The 22,657-nt window shown below is 36.4% G+C and carries 19 protein-coding genes; 18 read left to right on the plus strand and 1 reads right to left on the minus strand.

Annotation, left to right across the window (positions count from 1 at the left end):
• Positions 1 to 167: 167 nt before the first annotated feature.
• From betB to NYE65_RS26445, 3 genes are all read left to right on the plus strand, one after another.
• Complete coding sequence (betB, locus tag NYE65_RS26435) at positions 168 to 1,661, plus strand: betaine-aldehyde dehydrogenase (RefSeq protein ID WP_328176487.1); 1,494 nt, start codon at positions 168 to 170, stop codon at positions 1,659 to 1,661.
• 53 nt (positions 1,662 to 1,714) lie between these two features.
• Positions 1,715 to 2,953, plus strand: a complete 1,239-nt coding sequence (locus tag NYE65_RS26440; RefSeq protein ID WP_340862244.1) for an iron-containing alcohol dehydrogenase — start codon at positions 1,715 to 1,717, stop codon at positions 2,951 to 2,953.
• Between the two features lie 195 nt (positions 2,954 to 3,148).
• Entirely contained in the window at positions 3,149 to 3,562 is a 414-nt protein-coding gene (locus tag NYE65_RS26445) for a hypothetical protein (protein WP_048883413.1), read from the plus strand.
• A gap of 147 nt (positions 3,563 to 3,709) precedes the next feature.
• Here NYE65_RS26445 and NYE65_RS26450 read toward each other — a convergent pair whose 3' ends face one another.
• A complete protein-coding gene (locus NYE65_RS26450; protein WP_328176415.1) occupies positions 3,710 to 5,236 on the minus strand; it encodes a glycine betaine uptake BCCT transporter in 1,527 nt (508 codons plus the stop codon).
• 668 nt (positions 5,237 to 5,904) lie between these two features.
• Here NYE65_RS26450 and NYE65_RS26455 point away from each other — a divergent pair.
• The 15 genes from NYE65_RS26455 to NYE65_RS26525 all read left to right on the plus strand — a co-directional run bounded on the left by NYE65_RS26455 (position 5,905) and on the right by NYE65_RS26525 (position 22,490).
• A complete protein-coding gene (locus NYE65_RS26455; RefSeq protein ID WP_251432904.1) occupies positions 5,905 to 6,558 on the plus strand; it encodes a TetR/AcrR family transcriptional regulator in 654 nt (217 codons plus the stop codon).
• A gap of 1,092 nt (positions 6,559 to 7,650) precedes the next feature.
• Positions 7,651 to 10,083 carry a GcvT family protein gene (locus NYE65_RS26460; RefSeq protein ID WP_340862245.1) on the plus strand — a complete coding sequence of 811 codons (2,433 nt, stop codon included), beginning with the start codon at positions 7,651 to 7,653 and terminating at the stop codon, positions 10,081 to 10,083.
• Between the two features lie 26 nt (positions 10,084 to 10,109).
• Positions 10,110 to 11,261, plus strand: coding sequence for an N-methyl-L-tryptophan oxidase (gene solA / locus NYE65_RS26465; protein WP_340862246.1), 1,152 nt, complete (start codon positions 10,110 to 10,112; stop codon positions 11,259 to 11,261).
• 75 nt (positions 11,262 to 11,336) lie between these two features.
• The gene (locus tag NYE65_RS26470) at positions 11,337 to 12,485 is read left to right on the plus strand and encodes an aromatic ring-hydroxylating oxygenase subunit alpha (RefSeq protein ID WP_340862247.1); all 1,149 of its coding nucleotides are present in this window, start codon (positions 11,337 to 11,339) and stop codon (positions 12,483 to 12,485) included.
• Between the two features lie 146 nt (positions 12,486 to 12,631).
• The gene (gene yumC / locus NYE65_RS26475) at positions 12,632 to 13,621 is read left to right on the plus strand and encodes a ferredoxin--NADP reductase 2 (protein WP_340862248.1); all 990 of its coding nucleotides are present in this window, start codon (positions 12,632 to 12,634) and stop codon (positions 13,619 to 13,621) included.
• A gap of 347 nt (positions 13,622 to 13,968) precedes the next feature.
• Entirely contained in the window at positions 13,969 to 14,163 is a 195-nt protein-coding gene (locus NYE65_RS26480; protein WP_340862249.1) for a hypothetical protein, read from the plus strand.
• Entirely contained in the window at positions 14,160 to 14,471 is a 312-nt protein-coding gene (locus NYE65_RS26485) for a hypothetical protein (RefSeq protein WP_340862250.1), read from the plus strand. The genes NYE65_RS26480 and NYE65_RS26485 overlap by 4 nt, the downstream gene beginning before the upstream one ends.
• Before the next feature lie 831 nt (positions 14,472 to 15,302).
• The gene (locus NYE65_RS26490; protein WP_340862251.1) at positions 15,303 to 15,923 is read left to right on the plus strand and encodes a recombinase family protein; all 621 of its coding nucleotides are present in this window, start codon (positions 15,303 to 15,305) and stop codon (positions 15,921 to 15,923) included.
• Positions 15,924 to 16,315: 392 nt separating this feature from the next.
• Positions 16,316 to 16,951 (plus strand): hypothetical protein, encoded by a 636-nt coding sequence (locus NYE65_RS26495; protein ID WP_340862252.1) that lies wholly within the window; start codon positions 16,316 to 16,318, stop codon positions 16,949 to 16,951.
• A 201-nt stretch (positions 16,952 to 17,152) separates the two neighbouring features.
• Positions 17,153 to 18,019, plus strand: coding sequence for an Imm26 family immunity protein (locus NYE65_RS26500; protein WP_340862253.1), 867 nt, complete (start codon positions 17,153 to 17,155; stop codon positions 18,017 to 18,019).
• Positions 18,020 to 18,232: 213 nt separating this feature from the next.
• Positions 18,233 to 19,144, plus strand: coding sequence for a DUF4240 domain-containing protein (locus NYE65_RS26505; protein ID WP_340862254.1), 912 nt, complete (start codon positions 18,233 to 18,235; stop codon positions 19,142 to 19,144).
• 175 nt (positions 19,145 to 19,319) lie between these two features.
• Entirely contained in the window at positions 19,320 to 20,804 is a 1,485-nt protein-coding gene (locus NYE65_RS26510) for a UDP-N-acetylmuramoyl-L-alanyl-D-glutamate--2,6-diaminopimelate ligase (protein ID WP_340862255.1), read from the plus strand.
• A 226-nt stretch (positions 20,805 to 21,030) separates the two neighbouring features.
• Positions 21,031 to 21,393, plus strand: coding sequence for a cupin (locus NYE65_RS26515; RefSeq protein ID WP_340862256.1), 363 nt, complete (start codon positions 21,031 to 21,033; stop codon positions 21,391 to 21,393).
• Positions 21,394 to 21,592: 199 nt separating this feature from the next.
• Positions 21,593 to 21,937 (plus strand): hypothetical protein, encoded by a 345-nt coding sequence (locus NYE65_RS26520; RefSeq protein WP_340862257.1) that lies wholly within the window; start codon positions 21,593 to 21,595, stop codon positions 21,935 to 21,937.
• A 118-nt stretch (positions 21,938 to 22,055) separates the two neighbouring features.
• On the plus strand, positions 22,056 to 22,490 hold the full coding sequence (locus NYE65_RS26525) for an SMI1/KNR4 family protein (protein WP_340862259.1): 435 nt from the start codon (positions 22,056 to 22,058) through the stop codon (positions 22,488 to 22,490).
• Positions 22,491 to 22,657: the final 167 nt, after the last annotated feature.

Raw genomic sequence — 22,657 nt, forward strand, 5'->3', positions numbered from 1 at the left:
CATAAAATATAAATTTAATATAAACAGAGAAAGATTGAATGTCAACGTAAAAATAATCTGAATATTCCGTATTGACTGAAAATATTTTATGTACTATACTTTCAGTATATTAAAAACGTTAAAAATTTTTTTAACGAATTCCAATTTCTGGAGGTGCTGATTTGGCAATGAAACGAATGTACATCAATGGTAAATGGGTTGAGGCTAAGAGTAGTGAAAAAAGGGAGATTATCAATCCTTTTAATCAAGAAGTCATTGAAACGGTTCCGCGGGGGAGCCGGGAAGATACTAAAGAAGCAATTCAAGCGGCAAGAAGTGCTTTTGATGAAGGGGATTGGGGTAGCCTCACGGCTGCGGAAAGAGGAGATCTTCTTTATCAAGTTGCTCAAAAAATAAAAGAGTATAAACAAGAGTTGGCAGAGTTGGAGTCACTAAATACAGGGAAAACGTTGACAGAAAGTCTTGCAGATATGGATGGGATTGCAGGTGTATTTCAATATTATGCCGGGCTTGCTGATAAAGACGGCGGTCTGATGATCGAATCACCTAATCCAAACTCGGTCAGTCGTGTGGTACGTGAGCCGATTGGTGTTTGTGGTTTGATTGCACCTTGGAATTACCCATTGCTTCAGGCTTCATGGAAACTAGCTCCGGCATTAGCTGCTGGGAATACAGTTGTGTTAAAACCAGCAGAAATTACACCTCTTACATCGATTAAAATGTGTGAGATTTTTGAAGAAGTAGGCTTTCCAAAAGGTGTTGTGAATCTTGTGCTGGGTCCGGGCTCATCGGTCGGTTCGGAATTGGCTGAAAATCCTCTCGTCGACCTTATATCATTTACAGGTGGAGGAGAAGCAGGTCGACATATTATGAAAGCAGCGAGCGGTAACTTTAAAAAGATTTCGATGGAACTTGGAGGGAAAAATCCAAATATTGTGTTTGCCGATGCAGATTTTGATACTGCTGTTGACTATGCACTTAATGCTGTGTTCTTTCATGCTGGACAAGTGTGTTCTGCGGGCGCCCGCTTGTTAGTTGAAAAGAAAATTCATGACCGTTTTATAGAAGCGATCGTAGAACGAACAAAGAAAATAAATATTGGAAGCGGTTTCAAAGATGGAACCGAAATGGGTCCTGTTATCTCAGCAGAGCATTTAGAATCGATAGAACAATATATTCAACTTGGAATCCAAGAAGGAGCTACACTTGCCGTCGGTGGAAAACGTCCGACTGCACCTGAATTACAAAATGGATATTTTATCGAACCAACGATTTTTACAAATTGTCATACGAAAATGCGGATTGTGCAAGAAGAGTCCTTTGGTCCTGTCATTACAGTTGAAACTTTTGAAACAGAAGAAGAAGCTGTACAACTAGCTAATGATAGTTTGTATGGATTAGCTGGCGCGGTTTGGACAAATGATATGAATTGTGCTGAACGGATAGTCAAAAAACTGCGTATGGGAACTGTTTGGATTAACGATTATCATCCTTACTTTCCGCAAGCGCCATGGGGTGGCTATAAACAATCCGGTATTGGCCGCGAATTGAGCCATGTGGGCCTTGAAGAATATACAGAAATTAAACATATATATATGAATACAAATCCTGAACCTATGCACTGGTTTAAAGAAGAAAATGCAAAAGTCGAATTAGTTTAAATAAGAAGATTACTATACTTAATTTTATAAAAATAGATGAAGGAGTGATCTAGATGTTTATGAGATTTGAGAGAATGGGAAGATTAAAAAGCTTTGAAGTTCCAACCGTTTTAAAACACGGGATAGGTGCAGCCAAACATACAGGTGAAGAGGTCAAGAATCTTGGCGTCAGCAAAGTATTGCTTGTCACTGATCCTGGTGTAAAAAAAGTAGGATTAATAGATCCAGTTGTTAAAAGTTTAAAAGAGGCACAAATTGAAGTTGTTATTTTTGACCAAGTTGAACCGAATCCTTCAGTTCATGTTGTGGAAAAAGGAACATCTATTTATAAATCATTATCTTGTGATGGGCTTGTTGCTGTCGGTGGAGGGAGTTCCATGGATACAGCAAAAGCTATTGGTGTGGAGGTCGTTCATGGCGAGCCTGTATTAAATTATGAAGCAGCGGAAGGTAAAAAACCGCTGGAAAAACGTATCCCTCCATTAACGACAATTCCAACAACAGCTGGTACAGGAAGTGAGGTAACTCAGTGGGCGGTTATTACTGATCCTGTTCGTGAATTTAAATTTAATACGGGCGGGCCATTAATCGCTGCACATTTAACAATCATTGACCCTGAACTACATGTCTCAATGCCAGCGCATATTACTGCCGGCACTGGTGTTGATGCCCTTTCACATGCAATCGAGTGTTATACATGTCACTATGCCCAACCAATAACTGATGCAGTCGCGTTGCTTGCAATCGAATACGTAGCCAAATATTTACGTCGCGCTGTTTCAAATGGAAAAGACATTGAAGCTCGTTATGGAATGGCACAAGCAGCGATGCTTGCAGGCTTATCATACGGCAGTGAGTCTGCCGGTGCTGCACATGCAATGGCACAAACTCTTGGAGGAATTCATCCTGTTGCTCACGGACCTTGTGTTGCAGCCATGCTTGGACCAGTAATGGAGTATAACTGGATGGGAGAGCCAGAAAAATTTGCTCGTATTGCTCAGGCTATGGGTGTGAATATTCATGGTATGAGTTTGGAAGAAGCAGCAAAAGCCGCAGTTACAGCAGTATATCAACTTGTTGAAGACGTTGAAATTCCAACACTTGCGGAACAAGGGGTACCTGTTGAAGAGATTGAGCGCTTAGCGAAGGAAGCATTTAATGATCCGCAAACTGTTGGTAATCCACGAGATATTAATGTAAAGGGATATGAATGGATATACCGTCGTTGCTTTAATTTGGAAAAACCTACATTGGAAACTAAAACTACTAAAATTCCAGTAGAAGTCGGTTAAATTAAAAAAAGAGGGGTGCGGCGTATATTTGCCATATTCCTCTTTTTATGCCATTGTGGCGAGCGAGGATGGAAAGTGAACTCCTGAAAGCCACTCAGTACCATTAGATACTTTCCTGTGTAAGATTTATGAAACTACGTTTAAGGCGGTTAAAAATTAGGAACTTTAAAAAACTAAAACATTTGAGGTGCTAAAATGAGCGAAAAAACTTTGACCCAAAACGAGTTGAAATTTCTAGATGAAAAGCCAGGTATTAAGTTAATTAAGGCAGGTTCTTATATTTTAAATGAATTGAGTGAGTTACGAGGAACACCGGATTTAAAGGGACAAATTATTGATGCACCTGTCACAGACAAAAAAGAAGTATTAACAATGGGTTACTTTGCATTGCAACCTTCAGTAGATTATTCAGCAGAATTTAATTTTATAGAGATAAAAGTAGTTACAAAAGGGAAAATGGTAGTGCGTGATGTCGAAGGGAATAAATATGTAGCAGAAGTTGGAGATGTTTTAATCTTTTCTCCTAAGACAACAGTTATTTTCGATGGAGAAAGTGATGGAGAAGCAGTTTATTTTAAGAATGTGGCAGCCAATCCTTCTTATTTATGATAACCCCACCCCACTAAGTGAAAACTTGGAGTGTAGTCTTTCCTTAGTTTTTTCTTTCTAGCAAATACGAAGATTAATAAATTCCTATATAATAGACTCTCGGTAATTACCGAGAGTCTATTTAAAGTATAAAGAAGGAATTACTGCTTAAGAAATTTTTTCTTTTGGGATCGAGGTATAGTCTTCTTTGACCTCTTCCTTTAAAGCTTTGAATAAAGACCAACACATGATAACCATAATAATAGAAAAAGGAAATGCAGCTGCCATGGAGGCAGTTTGAAGGACCTGTAAACCACCAGCCAAAAGTAATACGGCGGCAACCATTGACTGAATGACCCCCCATGTAATTTTAATTTTATTTGAAGGGTTTAAATTCCCTCTTTCGCTTAGCATCCCCAACACAAAAGTGGATGTATCAGCTACCGTTATATAATAAATCATCATGACTGTAAAACCTACGATACTTAATAAAGAACTTGCAGGAAGATAATCAAAAAAACTGAACACGGATAAATCAACATTTGAAGTAATTTGCGTGGCTAATTCCTTTTGACCTAAATTATGGATCATATGGAGAGCTGACCCACCAAAGATGGAGAGCCAAGCAAACGTACCAAGTGAAGGAACGAATAATACGCCAATGACAAACTCCTTTATCGTCCTTCCCTTAGAAATTCTGGCAATAAACATGCCTACACAAGGTGCCCAAGCAATCCACCATGCCCAATAGAATAACGTCCAACTCCCAATCCACTTGCTGTCACCAAAGGGCTCTAAGTTTAAACTCATATCAACGAAATCACTTACATAGCCGCCCATCGTACTAAAAAACACTTTGAAAATTGTAGAAGTCGGGCCCAGTACTAAGACTAAGAACATGATCAAAAACGATAGGATCATGGCCGTGTTGGATAAAAATTGAATCCCTTTTTCTAATCCAGTGGTTATAGAGATTAAGAATAGAATAGTTGCAACGGCAATAACGGTGATTTGAACCAGAAGAGTGTTTGGAATACCAAATAAGGCATTAAGTCCACCTGAAATTTGCATGGCACCCAAACCAAGAGAGGTAGCTATACCGAAGATGGTGGCAAAAACCGCAAGGATATCAATGGTTTTACCAATTGGACCATGAATTTTTTCCTTTAAAAGAGGATAAAATGCAGAACTCATTGATGCCGGTAAACTCCTGTTAAATTGGAAAAAAGCAAGGGCCAAACCAATGAGGGTGTAAATAGCCCAGGGATGGAAACCCCAATGAAAAAATGTATACTGCATCGCTAAATTAGCTGCTGCTTCTGTTTGTCCTTCTCCAGTAGGTGGACTCGTATAATGAAATACAGGTTCAGCAACACTCCAAAAGACAATTCCTACTCCCGAACCTGCACCAAAAAGCATAGCCAACCAAGATGCTGTCTTAAATTCTGGTTTGTCTGTTTCCTTCCCCAACCTAATATGACCATATTTAGAGAATAATAAATAAACAGAAAATAGAATAAAAAAGAGGGCTGAACCAAGATAAATCCAGCCAAAGTAGTCTATGGTACCATTAAAAAAGGTAGTGGTAATCGTTGAGAGGCTCTTTGTAAAAAAGATCCCCCAAATAATGAAAGCAACCGTTAATAGGACTGAAACATAAAAAACGATATTTTCGTTTATCCTCTTTTTACTCATACTAGCTCCTCCTTTACTTCGATAAAAGTGGCTCCTGAGAATTCGGTTGTGGGCTGCATTCCGTTTTCTGCTTATTTTTAATCAAATTATTCTAAAGATACTCAAGGTTTATTACTACTTTAGTAAATAATGTAGTAAGTAAAATTAAAACTCTTAAAATCTATTGTGGAGTATTGAAAACATTATTTTTATATTCTCTGTTTCCTCCTATCAACAAGTAAACGCTTATGTTGTTTTATTTCTATTTTTTAACAATGTCTAATCATGATAATACCATAATCAAAATTAGAAGAAAATGTGATTATGTTAAAATATCTAAAAATTCAAAAAAATATAATAAGCTTAATTATTCTTATCCGTATGATTATACTACCCTTCAGAAAGTCTATTTAATAGGCTATCCCTAAAAATAAACATTACTACAAAATAAAAAGGATTCAAGTTAAGACCCTTTAAAATCCTTAAAAATAGCAAGATTTACAGTTACAAATAAAAGTAGAATAATAATATCCAAACATTCTTTGGGATATATTCGAATAATAGGTAAAAATTAAGATCCGCTAATTTCCATATGCCCTCTCATAAATGAAGGATCCTTCATTGCTGCTATAGAATGCATTTTTATGTTACACTCAAAATTAATTATCATTAAATTCGAGGTGGTTAATATGAAAAAACAAACAGAAAAAAATAAAGAAACGCAAACTGTCCGAATGATGTCTTACTTTATTAATGCAACTGCAGATATTATCACAGATGAGGGAATTGATAGAGTTACTATAAGAAAAATCGCTGATTTAGCAGGTTATAACAGTGCAACGATTTATAACTACTTTGAAGACTTATCCCATCTCATTTTCTTTGCTTCTATGAGATTTGTAAAAAAATACACGGATGCTTTACCAACTTATCTTTTGAGAGCAAGAACACCCTTGGAAAGATATTTTTTGATTTGGGAATGTTTTTGTAAATATTCTTTTGAATCTCCACAAATCTACTATGCGGTATTTTCGGCTAATTTAGGTACCCACCCGATTAACCTGACAAAATATTACGAATATTCCCCGACTGATTTGGTAGCATTTCCAGATGATATAAAGCCAATGCTTTTAGAATCTAATTTATCTAAGAGAACTCTTATTGCCTTTAATCAATGTATCAGCGAAGGATACATTCAAGAGAAGAATGCTGAACGGATCGCAGAAAGTCATTATTTAATCTGGCAGGGCATGCTTACCATGTTTATCAATAATAGATCTACTTATACTGTTGATGAAGCAGCAGAAGTAACTGTTAATCATATTCGTAATACCATTCTTTAAACAATAATTGATAAATCAAACGACTTCTTGTTTCGACTTTTGGGACATAAATCATAAGAATGATAAATGGAAATGCTGCTGCAAATCATGCAGGGTATTTCTTAATAACTGCAGGACAGATATAATAACTAGAGCAATTCCTTAGCCGAATCGGCAGGATAAGCCTGGAATAAATTAATGCATCTAAAACAAACCCTTTGATTGCACTTCCTGAAGCTCCCTAAAAACGGTCCCCATGCTTTCCACCATACTTAATAACCTAATAAAATAATGTCTAGATTGAAGCTTAAGAATTTTCCTAATAGGTTTTTTCTTAAGCTTGTACATAAAATTGGTCAAGATAGATTCCTAATGTGTTGGTAAACACTTAAAAATTTGAGCTGTCGTCCTACTATCACTTAAATGATCAAAAGCGAAATGGTAGCAAAAATATTAGTATTTGATATAACTTTCATTCCCTAATCAATGTTATAACTAATTCACCCTCTTTTTTAGTAAACGCTTACAATAATATACCTAATTTATATTTTAAATTTTTAAAATATTTAAAATATTATTTACTTTGTTAAAAAACGGTAATATAATTATCTTAATTATTAAGTAATCATGTTTATTTAATAAAATTATGGAGTTGAAATAAGGGGGTTTTCTGTACAGAAGATTAAATTTATATACTTATCATATCATTCAGAAATTTTTCTTGGTGATTTAAGATTCAAAGAACTAGAAATGTAAGTACATCCATATGCAGATTTTCAAAGTAAAAAAGTTTACCATCCTCCTAGAATACATCTTGCAACTTCCTCAAGATTACAAAAAACTGCCCCATCTTAAATTTCAGCTTATCAATCTGTAAACAATGCTACTATTTAAACGTTTAAGAAGGAACATTGTACAACAATTATTTTTTTAGTGTAATCGTGTAGGTCAATTAGAAAAATCGGTCAACGTTTTTCGCATATCAATTTTCAACTTCTTTTGGTATACAAGGAGCAATCGTTATTGAATGTGAACATAGTAATCCTTATAACATATTAAGCATAACCCAACTAGTTACTATGTAGGTAAAAGAGGGGAGTGGGACGGAGAGTTATGGGACAAAAGAAAATTGTCATCATAGGTGCAGGTGTTGTTGGATGTAGTACAGCCTATTATTTAAATAAAATGGGGCAGCGAAACATAACTGTTATTGAACAAGGACCGTTATTTGAAACAGGGGGATCCACATCGCATGCTCCGGGGCTTGTGTTTCAACTTGGTTTTTCCAAAGTGCTAACAAAATTGGCCTCTCAAACAGTAGAAGCGTTCAAAGAGTTAAGTCATGAAGGTCAACCCTCTTTCTATTCGGTAGGTAGTCTTGAAGTTGCAAATACTCAGGAACGTTTAGACGATTTGAAACGAAAAGCAGGCGTTTCTAAATCATGGGGAATGGAGACATTTATTCTTTCACCAGAAGAATGTGCCCAAAAAAACCCGTTACTCAACTCAGATACCATTTATGGTGGTCTTTATGTACCGTCAGATGGAATTGCCAAACCTCTTCGGGCTGTTGACCAAATGGCTCATTTTTCTAAATCTTGCGGAACTAAGTTTTATGGTCACACAGAAGTAACGGACATCGAGGTAGTGGACGACCAGGTAAAGGCAGTGGAAACAAGTGCAGGACGGTTTGAAGCGGACTTGATCATTTGCTGTGCCGGATTCTGGGGACCTCGTATTGGAGAAATGGTAGGCGTCACCATTCCTCTTCAACCAATCGCTCATCAATATGTATTTTCGAATGACTTACAAGAACTTGCTGCTGAAACGGAAGAAGTATCAATGCCGATTATCCGTCATCAGGATAGTGCTATGTATTATCGCCAAGTATTCAATGGGATAGGAATTGGTTCTTATCAACATCGTCCATTGCCTGTTGAGGTCAGTGAAATTACGAAATATGGCGAAGCGAAAGAAATGCCATCTGTAAAGCCTTTTACACCTGAAGATTTTGAAAAGCCATGGGAAGATGCTCAGGAACTCATTCCTGCATTAAAACAAGCCGGCGTGAAAAGAGGAATAAATGGGATATTCTCCTTTACACCAGATGGGATGCCGCTGCTAGGAGAATCACAAAAAGTTCGTGGTTTTTGGGCTGCAGAAGCTATATGGGTAACTCATTCTGCCGGTGTTGGGAAAGAAATGGCCGAATGGATTGTAAATGGAGCACCAACCCTTGATTTGGAGTTGTGTGATATTAATCGTTTTGACACTTATGCACAAAGCCCCGCTTATTATAAGAAACGCTCTATTGAAAATTATGAAAAAGTATACGATATTCATCATCCGTTCATGCAGCCAGAAACATCACGCGACATGCGTGTAAGTCCATATTATATGCGTCAACAATCACTAGGGGCTTATTTTAACGAAAAATCGGGCTGGGAACAGCCACAATGGTTTGAAGCAAATGATTCGCTTGTTGCAACGTATGAAAAAAGCATCTTGGATCGTAAAGGATGGGCTGCCCAGTATTGGTCACCAATTATCGAAGCTGAACATCTTCATACTCGTCAATATGCTGGACTTTATGATGTGACAGCAGTAAAAAAACGGTTGGAAATCAGTGGAGAAGGAGCGCTTGAGTTTCTACAACACCTCACAACAAGCACGATTGATATTCCAATCGGACAGGTGACGAGTACACTGATGCTTCATGAATTAGCTGGTATAAAAGATGAAATAAAAGTGATTCGTACCGCAGCTTCAACATTCTTTGTTCTTTGCACAGGAGCAGTTGAAGCTAGCTGGATTAAAAAACAAGTACCTGTATCCAGCCAGGTTGTAATCCAAGATCTAACGAACGGAATGTGTGGTCTTAGTGTAATAGGTGGTAAGGCGAGCGAGATAATGAATTCTCTTGATTCCCAAGCTTTTGTTAAAAGTGAATGGGAGATTGGGCAAGCTAAAGAAGGATTTATCGGAAATGTTCCAGTTCTCGCAGTGTACGATTCCTATGCCGGAACAGAAAGATGGGAGCTCTTCACAACATCCGATCAAGGATTAAAGTTATGGGATGTCCTATTTGAAGCAGGACGGCACTATCAGATCATTGCTGCAGGAGACCGTGCACTTGAAAGTCTTCGAATCGAATCACTTTCACTAAGAAACGGTAAGGACTTTTGGAGTGAACATAATCCTTATGAAGTAGGACTCGACCATTTGGTCGACCTTAACAAACCAACTTTCATAGGGAAACAAGCATTGCTTGACCGCAAGGCAAATGGACCTAACCTATTGTTAACTCCATTACTACTGGATGATCCTTCAATGGTTGTTATGGGGTATGAACCAGTATTTGATGAAGATAAGGTAGCTGGTTTTGTAACAAGTGCTGGCTATGCATACAACTTTGGTAAGGGGATTGTGTATGCCCTGTTATCACCTGAAACTGTCCATAAAAGTAGCCAATTGAGTATTGAATACTTTGGGAAACGCTATACAGCAACAAGAATGACCCAATCCGCTGTGAGGGCTCATCAATAAAATCAAAACAGCCAGGAGGTTTATATATGACAACACATTATGATGTTATTGTTATCGGTTTAGGGGCCATGGGCAGTACAGCTGCTTATCAATTAGCAAAGAGAGGTCAACGTGTGCTTGGGCTTGAGCAGTTTGGTCCAGCACATGATCAAGGATCCAGTCACGGCGGATCACGGATCATTCGACAATCTTATTTTGAAGATCCAGCTTATGTTCCATTATTACTTCGTGCCTATGAATTATGGGATGAGATTAAGCGAGAAAGCGGAGAAGAGATTATGACGGTTACGGGAGGATTAATGATGGGTCCTCCAGATAGTTTAACTGTATCCGGTAGTATTAAAAGTTCGAAACAGTGGGACCTTGCTTACGAAGTGCTGGAGGCAACTGATATTCGCGGACGTTTCCCGGTGTTTAACCCATCACCTAACACAATCGCATTATACGAAGAAAAGGCTGGATTTGTCAGACCAGAACGTAGTGTATACACCCATCTTCTTCATGCAGAGAAGCATGGTGCCGACCTTCGATTCTTCGAATCTGTTCAATCGTGGGAAGCACATCCTTCTGGTGAAGGTGTCCGTGTTGTAACAAATAACGGGACATACGAAGCTGGAAAAGTGGTCATTTCTGCAGGAGCCTGGGCACCACAAATTTTGAAAGACTTAGGGGTAAACTTACAAGTAGAGCGTCATATTCAAATGTTCTTTGAGCCAACAAGAGGAATTGAGCCGTTCCGTGTTGGAAATCAACCGATTTATATATGGGAAGCAGATGACAATGTGCAATTATATGGTTTCCCTTCTGTAGGAATAGGTGCAGAAGGAGCAAAAGTCGCCTTTTTCCGTAAGGGAAAACCATGTACACCAGAAACTATTGATCGAAACGTGCATAGCGATGAAGTGGATATGATGAGAGAGTATCTGGCCCAAGGCATTCCACAATTAAACGGTCGCTTTTTACAAGGAAAAACATGTATGTATACAAACACACCGGACGAACATTTTGTAATTTCTGCACATCCCAATCATCCGCAAGTGGCAGTTGCAGCTGGATTTTCTGGACATGGATTTAAGTTTGCAAGTGTTGTAGGGGAAATATTAGCGGATTTAGTGATAGATGGAAAAACAAATCACCCCATTGATTTATTCAGCCCGCAGCGTTTTGCCTATCAGTAAGTTTTTGACAATAATAAAACACCTTGTGTCAGACTGACGTTACATGATTCCAAAAGGACCAAGGAGGAATAATAGATGGCAATGGATCAGAGTATCTTAAATGATAAAGGGAAAGTCAGATCTACCTTAAAAGGAGAATTTTATACATCCCCGGAAGTTTTTGAACTAGAAAAAAAGAATATTTTTGCGAAATCTTGGCTTTTCGTTGGCTATGAGTATGAGGTAGCGGAGCCAGGCCAGTACATTACAACGAAGGTTGAAGGCGAAAATATTCTGATTGTTAGGGGAAAAGACCGTGTGCTGCGAGCTTTCTTAAATGTATGTCGTCATCGTGGAGCAACACTCTGCAGCGACTCTTCTGGAAAGACAGGGATTATCCGATGTCCATATCATTCTTGGAGTTATGGACTTGACGGTTCCTTACTTGGAGTACCCAAATCGAGTGAATGTCGTGAAGAGTTAATAAATAATGATAGCTACGGTTTAGAAGAAGTGCACCTTCAAACATGGCATGGTATGATCTGGCTGAACTTTTCTGAAAATCCAATGCCGGTTGAACAACAATTAGACACACAAATTTTTGATCGTTTCGGTGAGCTTGAGACATTTGGTAGATATCAAATTCAAAATCTAAGAGTCGCTCATCGCAAAGAGTATGATGTGAAAGCAAACTGGAAGATCATTGTAGAAAACTTCCAGGAATGTTACCATTGCTCTGCCATTCACCCTGAACTGACAGCGGCACTTCCTGAATTCAAAACAGGAATTGGAACACAAAACGCAGTCGGTATAGGGGCAGAATTCAATGAAAATTTGGAGGCTTTCTCCATAAGTGGAAAAGGATCTCGGCCAATGTTAAAAGGGTTGCTTCCTGAAGATGATCGTATCTATTATGGAATGACCATTATTCCTCATGTATTCATCAACTTAACGCCGGATCATGTGATAACTCACCGGATCATTCCGATTAGTACGGATCGATCGATTGTGATTTGTGATTGGCTATTTGATCCAGAAGAAATGGCCAAACCAGATTTTAATCCACTGGACGCAGTTGAATTATTCCATCGTGTAAATGAGCAGGATTTTGAAGCTTGTCAATGGTGTCAAGAAAACATGGGATCAAAAGCATACAGAGATGGTGGAATATTAGTTCCGATTGAACATCATGTTTCCCGATTTTACAATTACGTTTTAGAGTCAATCGGTACGGAAGTTGAATAACAGATACTTATAAATTGGTGATGTAATAAAAAAGGCACCTGCTGAAAACAGGTGCCTTTTGTGAATCCAACGGTTGAATTGGTGGAGTACGGTTCCTTATTGTTACTGAGATTTAATCAAGATACTTTTTAAATGGGGGGATATGTGTGAAAGAAGATACTAAAGTATACGATATAACAATCATAGGTGGTGGACCTGTAGGATTGTTTACTGCTTTCTATGGTGGAATGCGTCAAGCGAGTGTAAAAATAATTGAAAGCTTGCCACAACTTGGTGGGCAACTTACAGCATTATATCCTGAAAAGTACATTTATGATGTTGCTGGATTCCCTAAGGTCCGAGCACAAGAATTAATTAACAATTTAAAGGAGCAAATGGCTAAGTTTGAATCCACAATCTGCCTTGAACAAGCTGTAGAAACGGTTGAAAAACAAGTAGATGGGGTATTTAAATTAACAACAAACAATGAAGTGCATTTTTCAAAAACGATTGTGATTACTGCTGGAAACGGTGCATTTCAACCTCGAAAAATTGAACTTGAGGAAGCTGCTCATTTTGAGAAAAGTAACCTCCATTATTTTATAAATGACCTGAATACATTTGCTGGACAAAGAGTACTTGTATGTGGAGGCGGAGATTCAGCAGTGGACTGGGCTCTTATGCTTGAACCGATTGCCGAAAAAGTATCACTAGTTCATAGGCGAGATAAGTTCCGTGCTCATGAACATAGTATTGAAAATCTTTATAACTCAAAAGTGGACGTACGCACTCCTTTCATTCCAAAGGAATTAACTGGTGGTGAAAGAATTGAGCAAGTAGTTTTAGAAGAAGTAAAAGGCAATCGTAAAGAAATAATAGATGTTGATCATGTTATTGTGAACTATGGATTTGTTTCTTCATTAGGACCCATCAAAACCTGGGGCCTAGAAATCGAGAAAAATTCTATTGTCGTAAATAGCAAAATGGAAACAAACATTGCGGGAATATATGCTGCAGGAGATATTTGTACATATGAAGGGAAAGTGAAGCTAATCGCAAGTGGTTTTGGTGAAGCACCTACTGCCGTTAACAACGCAAAGGCTTATATGGATCCGAAAGCACGCCTCCAACCGCTTCACAGCACAAGTTTGTTTTGAAATCCGTGATTTGATTTACTACTTTAATTATTAAACCACTATGCCGTTCTCTATCCGGATAGTAAACGACTTGGAATGAAAAATTGAAAATCCTATTAGGGGATTTTTAGAATCAGAAGAGCTAAAAAATCAAAAGATGAAAATACCAATCATTGTTTACAGGTATTCAGGACTTTAAAAAAGCGTATATAATACGCTTTTTTTTGCATTTTATAAACACAATAAAGTTGATTTCCTTCAAGTAATTGATTTACTGGAAATTTAGTGGGAGTTATAATGGAATTATAATCCAAAATAAATAGATAAGAAGAATTAAAGTCAGTTATTCACTTTTAGGAGGAAAAAATTTGTTTACTTTTAAAAAAATCACAGTAGGATTCCTGGTTATATGGGGTCTCGCTGCTTGTGACAACGAACAGGAAATGGTCATCAAACCTGAAAGGGTAGATGTACGAGAGGGAAATGAGGTGCAAAAGTCTAAACCACAAGACAATGTGCCATCTTACGAAGCACCAAGTATCATATATATGGAGGTTGGATGAACGATGAATCTTATATACTTATCAAAAGTGATGGTGACGGTGGGGAGGATAGATCCAAGTTTATACTGGAAAAAATCCCGAAAAAGGGAAAAGGGAAAATCCTAAAGCATTTCCAGTTACCAGAATCAACTGGATCAAAACTAACTGGTATAATATCTAACAAAGAATCGAACAAGACTTCTTTTCTAACCTTAGAATTAAATAAAGAAAAAACGGAAATAACTGTCACGTTTCCAAATGAAAAACCCGTTACATATAAAGAAGCAGAAATGGAGCCGCAAGAATTTAATCCTGATTATGAGTGGTAAATAAAACTATAAAAGTGAAAATACATCTCTGGAACAGTAGGAGGTGTATTTTAGAGGCGGCAATCGGGATCGAACCGATGGGTTTTGCAGACCTGTTTAACACTGGGCTATTCCGCCATATATATTGGCAAGGACAGTAAGGAATCCACACCGAAGGTTTTGGAGACCTCTGTTCAATATAAATTAGATTGTATTAGGTTATTATCCGTATTATTATTTGGAACCATGGTTTATTCCTTGTAATAATAAAATGTGTTTACTGAAAACTATCCGTACTAGTTCAAAAATATTGGAGAAATCTGAGCTGTCGGAAGAATTCCTATAAAAGTTTTATTTATTTTAAACGACCTCGGTAGAATATAAGTTTTATAAGACATCCCAAAGGGGCCGTTTGTGACCCTTGTAGAATTAAAGGACCCTTTATTTAAATAAAATAAATTTACGGACTAATTTGTTATAACCATAAAATTAAATATGCCATCAGATAACTGACCGAGACCAATACATATTCAAATTCATTCCGGTATAGAAAAGCATTATCATACTTTAGAAAAAAATACCCTTGTTCAACTAACGGGTGCAATTAGTTCTAGAGATCGACTTTTTCGATTGGAATTCTCTTAGCGTATATTCTGGAATGGGCGGTATAGCATTGTTACTGCTGTTCGCAAAAGTACACTTTTACGAACGGGTATTTTTTCTATAAAAATCTCTCGTTTTAACGTTCGTAAAAGTTAGGAAGACATTTACGAACGTTCTTTATTTTGCATACACTTTTACGAACGCTTTTGATAGAATAAGAGAGAGAAAAGTAGATGAAGGAGTAAAAAAATGGATGTCCGTAAATTTGGATACATAAGAGTGAGTAGCAAAGATCAAAATGAAGGACGACAACTTCAGGCCATGTTAGAAAATGGTCTCAATGAACGAGATATCTTTATAGATAAACAAAGTGGAAAAAATTTTGACCGTGTTCAATATCAATTATTAAAACGCATGATTCGAAAAGGAGACGTCCTTTACATTCATTCATTAGATCGCTTTGGAAGAAATAAAGAAGAGATTCTCCAGGAGTGGAATGACATCACAAAAAATATTCAAGCAGATATCGTGGTGATGGATATGCCTTTGTTGGACACCACTCAATATAAAGATAGTTTAGGGACCTTCATCGCAGATCTTGTTTTACAAATCCTATCCTGGATGGCAGAAGAGGAACGGGACCGCATCAGAAAACGGCAGCGTGAAGGAATTGATGTGGCTTTGCAAAACGGTGTACCCTTCGGCCGACCGAAAGCTACTGTAACAGAAGAGTTTAAACATGTCTATAATCGATGGAAATCGGGAGAGATAACAGCTGTGAAGGCTAGGGGAGAATTAGGCGTTAAAAAGACGACTTTTTATAAGCTGGTTAAAGAATATGAAAGAGACTTTCAAAATAGTTCTATATAATAGAAGAAACTCGTCAAAAAAATTACCTTTGCTCTATTTGAACAAAGGTCTTTTTAGAAGTGGAATATAATTCATTACATTAATCCTTAATTTATTTTAAACTAGAAATATTATATAAAACTTAATATTAATGTCCTTTTTAAATGTAATATGTAATTAAGGGAGGGTACTTTGGATTATCAGGAGTCATATGTTTACTTTTCACAATAATATTGCTAACGTCTTCAGGAGGAGCAAAATACTCTTTGTCTACTAATATTAATTGAGTATCTATAAGTTCATTTTCAAACAATTTATATAAAAATTTATAAAATCCTTTAAAAATATCCTCGTTCTCCCGTTCGCTAATATTCTTCATAGGTGTATCTATCATTAACATATTAGGAAGTGGAATGTTTCTTTCGGTTGCTAAGCGATGTATCGCTAATACAAAACAACATTTAAAGATAGTTTTTTTTCCTCCACTTCCTAAGTTAACAGGTATACAAGCTCGTACTCAGTTAGAAGCAGCTATAGCTATTCGTGATATTAAAAAGGTTCTGGTTTACAGTCGTAATGATATAAATCGAAAGAAGTTTGCCGAAGAAATGTCTGAAAAACTTGATTTGGATGTAATTCCTATGGATTCACCCAAAAAGTGTGTGGAGAAGGCAGATATCATCATCTGTGCTACAAATAGTCGTTCACCAGTGATTGATGCGGATTGGTTAAAACCGGGTGTACATATCAATACTGTAGGACCAAAATCGATGAATGGACATGAGTTGCCCATAGAAGTAGCTGGTAAAAGCTCCGTAATTAGTACAGACTCCCTTGAACAGTTACGTGCCTATTCAACACCTCACTTCTTAGCCAATACTCCTTATGAACAGAATATTATACAGCTTTCGGACATCGTAACTGGAAAAACACCGGGCAGAACTTCAATCAATGATGTTACATTGTTTTGTTCCGTGGGACTTTCTGGCACTGAAGTGGTTGTTGCAAATGAGATTATGAAATTGGCTGAAAAGTATGCGAGGATTTGAAAGGTCACCAACCTATATGGTTTGAGGAATCTTCTTCGCTTTTCTTTTAAAAATAACGGGTGCGTTAGCTGAAGATCGGAGCTGTCTTTAAGACAGCTTTTCTTATGGCACTAACGGGGCAGTTCAGTTGAACAAGGATTATCTTATAAACAAAGCGAATATGTAAGAAATATGAGTTTAAAGTAGAAAGGATTGTTTTACTTGGAAGTCAAGGTCGGGGTAATAACAATTTATTTTCCTAATGCTAGTTTGAGCGATTTTTTTATAAATGAAGACCTTGCAGAATTGTTCGGATTAGAAACCAGTCACGAAGCAGCTAAGTACATAAAGAAAACTTTAAAAGATAAAATGGAGTCGTCTTTTAAAAAATTAAAGATTGATTATGAAACTAACGGCATTTTTATAACGTCAATAAAAGGTGATGTGATAGTTGAGGTAGCAAACATAATTAATGAATTGATTGGTTTTGAAATCAACAAATCCGAATTAGCCAAGGTAAATGAGTTAGCAAAAAATTTTAAAAGACCTAAAAAACAAAAATGGGTTGTAGGGGGTATTTTTTTCATCCCATTAAGCAACAGTTCTTATAGCTTTGGTCAGATAATAAAAAAGAATGAACTTGGATTGCCGATTGGTTGTTTGTTCGAGTTGGTCTCTAATGAAATAGAAGAAATTGATAATATTATAAATAAAACTGTTGTTTCGATATTACCTATTTCCTCAGAATCCCTGGATAATCACACTTGGAAAATAATCGGAAACAAAAATGCTATTGTTCAGTTTGAAGAAGTAATCAAGGGGCAACCAAAAAATTATGTACGTCGAATAACACGTAAAACCTATTCAGATAGCTCTTTAAAAGAACTGGCAGAAGCTCTAAATGGAATAAGACCCTGGAATGAAAATGTAGACGGGAACTATTTCGATAAAATGCTAGTGCCATCTTATCAAAAACCAGACAACCTTTTATTTTTAACAAGGGAAGAAAAGATTAATCACTTTAAAAAACTTGGATACGATTTAAATCAGCTCGAAGCATCTTATACTAAAATACCTGATTGGTTTTGAATTATTATGTATTAGTTTATGACTGCAAGGGTTTAAGATCCAGCTGCCATACTTGGTGGCTTTTTCTTATTGCACTAACGGGGCAGTTTAGGCCAACAAGGAATCCCCAATTAAATGGTGAAATATATACCTATGGATATAAACATATCAAGATTCTTATAAACATTTGTTACTTCATATAATTCATCTTTTGTAAATCAGGAGGAAGAGTAATTGGAGAATCAAAAAAAGATAAAAAAACAAAAAGTATCAATTGGGGATGTATATGCGGTAAAACTCCCTGATGGGAGATATGGAGCATTAAGAATTGTTAACTGTGATCGAAACTCTTATCTTCTTGCTACCACCCCATATATAGGGGAGACCATCCCAATGATTGAAAATAATGTTTTAAGTAAAACTCTCCTGCAAAACCGTTTTTATTTTGAAAACGCCCCTGCAATTTGTTGGTTTGATGGTAAAATTCCTGGAATTTTTTTTTACATTGGGAACATTCAAGGGACTAAAAAAATGAGACTAAGTAATTATGGTGGCACCTGGGATGAAACAACAGGTATGGAAGCCTTTTATGAGTGGCGTTGGATCAATGACAGAGATAACTTTGAGAAAGAAATACTAGAGGAAGAGCGAAAGATTGAACAACTAATGGAAAAACCGCAGAAACCAAGGAAGATGATGACAGATGAATCCTTTTGGTACATAATATCTCTTCTAGATTGGGAGTCAGTTAATGATGAGGATGAAGTTATAGAAGTGGCTGTTAGAGAGCTTGAGAAAATGGGAGTAAGGAATATTAAGCAATTTGAAGAAGCCATGTCCTACAAACTTTATTTATTAGACACAAAGGAACACGCAAAAAACATAGGCGAATATTCATACAGTAAAAACAAGGATGATTACTTCTCACCTGATGTGTTTTTATACCTTCGGTGTGAAGTAATTGCTAAAGGAGAAGGCTTTTTCAATGCGGTTCTAGAATACCCTGCACTTATGCCTAAGGAGAATACATTCGAACCATTGCTTTCCATAGCAACTGAAGCATATGAAAGGCTTACAGGAAAAGAGTTTCAGTATATCACTGGATGTGATTATGAGACTTTCTCAAATGTTGATGGTTGGAAATAATGTTGCAATCTTCAACCAACGAGGGCATTGCTAAAGATCGGAGCTGTCTTTAAGGCAGGTTTTTCTTATGGCACTAACGGGGCAGGTTAGTTGCATAAGAATGTAGAATATAAGAACAAATTGCACAAATTTCCAATAAAAGTTTATAAACATATTAATTGAGAGGGGTTCTAACTTGAAGTTAAAAGAGATAACTGACCTTTTTATGGTCAAAGAAATAGAAGGGAATATGGATGTCGAAATTACAGGATTACAAATGGACTCAAGGAAAGTGGAAAAGGGGAATTTGTTTATCTGTGTACCAGCCATTAAGGGATTTCTTGAAGATAGACACCATTATGCTAAAGATGCCATTAGGAATGGTGCAGTAGCCCTTTTAGTCGAACGTGATGTTGATATTGATGTACCAAAGATATTTGTTAAAGATGCAAGGCATGCAATGGCTGTTATTACTTCGAATTTTTATAATCATCCTTCACATGAGATGAAACTTATTGGAATAACAGGAACGAACGGCAAAACCACTACCTCTTACATTATTGAAAAAATTTTTACTGATTACGGACTTAAAACTGGTCTGATGGGTAATAACGGCATTCAGATTAACGGAATCATGTATCCCACAGATATAAATACACAGGAACCCCCAATTTTACAAAGAAACCTCCGGAAAATGAGGGAACACAACACGGAATATTGTGTTATGGAAGTTACATCCCAAGGGTTAGACATGAAGCGTGTAATGGGGTGTAACTTTAGAACAGCCATATTTACAAACCTTACTCAAGATCACATAGATTATCACGGCACAATGGAACAATATAGGAATACAAAAGGGCTTCTATTCTCTAGGCTCGGAAATACATTTAAATCTAAAGATGAAAAATATGCTGTCCTAAATGCAGATGACCCAAGTTTTGAACATTTTCGTAAATTATCAGCAGTGGAAGTTATTACTTACGGAATCAACAATGAAGCTGATGTTTCTGCAAAAAATATCACCATGACATCGCAAGGAATTCGGTTTTTCCTTAATACTTTTAAAGGAGAAATTGAAATACACCTACAATTAGTAGGGGGGGTTAATGTTTATAATGCATTAGCTGGTATAACAGCAGCGTTAATTGAAGGAATACCCCTTGAGAATATTAAAAGTAGTCTTTCCTTGTTAACAAGTATAAGTGGCAGGATGGAAATAGTGGATGAAGGACAAGATTATCTTGTTTTAGTTGACTATGCTCATACACCAGATGCTTTAGAAAACGTATTAAAATCAATTAAAGAATTCACAAAAGGAAAAGTAATTACTGTTTTTGGTTGTGGTGGGGATAGAGATAAAGGAAAACGACCAATTATGGGAGAAATCGCTAGCAGATACAGTAACAATGTTTTTGTTACTTCTGATAATCCACGTTCAGAAGACCCTATTAAAATTATGAATGACATAGAAAAAGGAATTAAAAAGTCTAATTCATTACAATATGAATTACTCGCTGATCGAGAAGAAGCTATATATAAAGCTATCAAAGAGGCTACTTCAAATGATGTTGTTATAATAGCTGGAAAAGGTCATGAGACCTATCAAAAATTTAAAGATAAAACAATTCATTTTGATGATAAAGAAATAGCGAGAAAAGCAATATCTGAGAAGAAGTATTAATTACTTTAGGTCTTAACGATGCTTTAACCAGGCATCTGCTTTTTGTTTGTGAAGTATTGTACTTAAACTAACGGGTGCGTTAGCTGAAGATCGGGGCTGTCTTTAAGGCAGCTTTTTCTTATGGAACTAACGGGGCAGGTTAGTTTAAGAATAAATTTTAAACAGGACTATTAATTAAGTACGTAGTATTTACAAAGTAGAAAGTAAAAAGAGGGGGTTAATCTTTTTGGAATTTTATAGATTTGACAAAGAAGTAGGGAAAAATATTTCTCATTTTAATTCAAATTTCATTATGTCTCGAATTGTAAAAACAGAAAAACCTACACAAATTGGTTGTATGCATTTAGAAGCTAACGGAATTGTAGGTTTCCATCAAGCTGTTATTCCACAATTACTCATTGTTGTAGATGGGGAAGGATGGGTCCGTGGTAATGATCAATTAAAAGTAAATATAAAAGCTAATGATGTGGTCTTTTGGGAAAAAGGTGAAGGACACGAAACAGCAACTGCCACTGGACTAACTGCAATTGTAATTGAGTCTGAAGAATTAACCCCTTCTAATTTTATGCCAATTAAAGAACATAAATAAAAAAATCTTGTTGAACTAACGGGTGCGTTAGCTTTAAATCAAGCTGTCTTTAAGGCAGCTTTTTCTTATGGAACTATCAAGGCAGGATAGTTCAATAAGACGACTGGGAAATGAAGTATAATTTAAATAGTCAAATTAAGAAATGAGTGATAATGAAGTGAATTTTAATCAATTGATGCAAGAGAAGGGGTATATTTATTTGGAAAAAATAGAACCCAAAGAAAATTCATTACGATTGCTTATAAATAGAAGCACGATCAACAAAGATTTACCTATGGTTCAATTAGAATTTGAATCATATATTTCATATTCTGTTATCGATGAATGTTTTTCATATTATATAGATAACTCTGAAATATCAAAAGGAGAGCTATTTCGGTTATATACCAAGTCAAGGTATTTGGATTTTATAAAAATAGCCACGAATGAACGAGAAGATTTATGTCTCTCTGAAAATTACATCCATTATCAGTTTCCCTGCTTAAATCACACGATTGATGTTATTTCTTGTGAAGAACCAAAAGTAACCGTGGTAACAGGTTAAACTAACCTATTTGAATCCTTTTCTTGTGGAACTATCGGGGCAGGATAGTTGAAGAAGGTTTTTGAATATAAATCACGAAGTTTTATGTAAAAGAATGTGAAGGGATGGTACGTTTTAAATGAATGATGTAATCGATTTGATTGACACAAGAAAACCTGGAGTTACGGATTTAGATATAAAATCAGCAGAAGAAAAATTAGGGGTTGTTTTTCCAGAACAATACAAAGAACTTTTTAAACTATCTAACAATGCTCAGATTGATGAATGGACTCTGTTTCCTATTAAGGACTCCAAAAACTTAAAGAGAACCTGGGATGATGTTGTAAGACAAAATCAAGATGTGAGAGATGAAGGCATGGCAGATGACCTAATATCAATTGGGGAAGATGGTACAGGGGACAAATTATGTTTTCGGATTGTTGATACGGTAATGGATGACAAAATATATATTTGGTATCACGAAACCGAAGAATTAGAAGAATTAGCTTCTAACTTAAAAGAATTTATTGTATCGAATTCTGATTTTGTAGATGAGATTGATGAGGATGAATAAATAATAAGCTAATCTTAATGAACTAACGGGTGCTTTACTTCAATAAGGAAGGTTGCTGAGGCAGCTTTTTTTTTATGGCACTAACGGGGCAGGTTAGTTGCATAAGGAAAGAATTTCAAAATTATATATTAGTAAAAATGAAAATGTTAAAATATAGAAAAAAAGAG

Source organism: Peribacillus sp. FSL R5-0717, from assembly GCF_038002945.1.
Taxonomy (GTDB): domain Bacteria; phylum Bacillota; class Bacilli; order Bacillales; family DSM-1321; genus Peribacillus; species Peribacillus frigoritolerans.

What these genes read in the sequence shown, in the direction of transcription:
- NYE65_RS26445 (WP_048883413.1), top strand. Translation starts at nt 3,149, where the DNA reads ATGAGCGAAAAAACTTTGACCCAAAACGAGTTGAAATTTCTAGATGAA.
- NYE65_RS26450 (WP_328176415.1), bottom strand. Translation starts at nt 5,236, where the DNA reads ATGAGTAAAAAGAGGATAAACGAAAATATCGTTTTTTATGTTTCAGTC.
- NYE65_RS26455 (WP_251432904.1), top strand. Translation starts at nt 5,905, where the DNA reads ATGAAAAAACAAACAGAAAAAAATAAAGAAACGCAAACTGTCCGAATG.
- NYE65_RS26440 (WP_340862244.1), top strand. Translation starts at nt 1,715, where the DNA reads ATGTTTATGAGATTTGAGAGAATGGGAAGATTAAAAAGCTTTGAAGTT.
- NYE65_RS26525 (WP_340862259.1), top strand. Translation starts at nt 22,056, where the DNA reads ATGAATGATGTAATCGATTTGATTGACACAAGAAAACCTGGAGTTACG.
- betB (WP_328176487.1), top strand. Translation starts at nt 168, where the DNA reads ATGAAACGAATGTACATCAATGGTAAATGGGTTGAGGCTAAGAGTAGT.
- NYE65_RS26470 (WP_340862247.1), top strand. Translation starts at nt 11,337, where the DNA reads ATGGCAATGGATCAGAGTATCTTAAATGATAAAGGGAAAGTCAGATCT.
- NYE65_RS26485 (WP_340862250.1), top strand. Translation starts at nt 14,160, where the DNA reads ATGAACGATGAATCTTATATACTTATCAAAAGTGATGGTGACGGTGGG.
- NYE65_RS26495 (WP_340862252.1), top strand. Translation starts at nt 16,316, where the DNA reads ATGTTTCTTTCGGTTGCTAAGCGATGTATCGCTAATACAAAACAACAT.
- NYE65_RS26460 (WP_340862245.1), top strand. Translation starts at nt 7,651, where the DNA reads ATGGGACAAAAGAAAATTGTCATCATAGGTGCAGGTGTTGTTGGATGT.
- solA (WP_340862246.1), top strand. Translation starts at nt 10,110, where the DNA reads ATGACAACACATTATGATGTTATTGTTATCGGTTTAGGGGCCATGGGC.
- NYE65_RS26490 (WP_340862251.1), top strand. Translation starts at nt 15,303, where the DNA reads ATGGATGTCCGTAAATTTGGATACATAAGAGTGAGTAGCAAAGATCAA.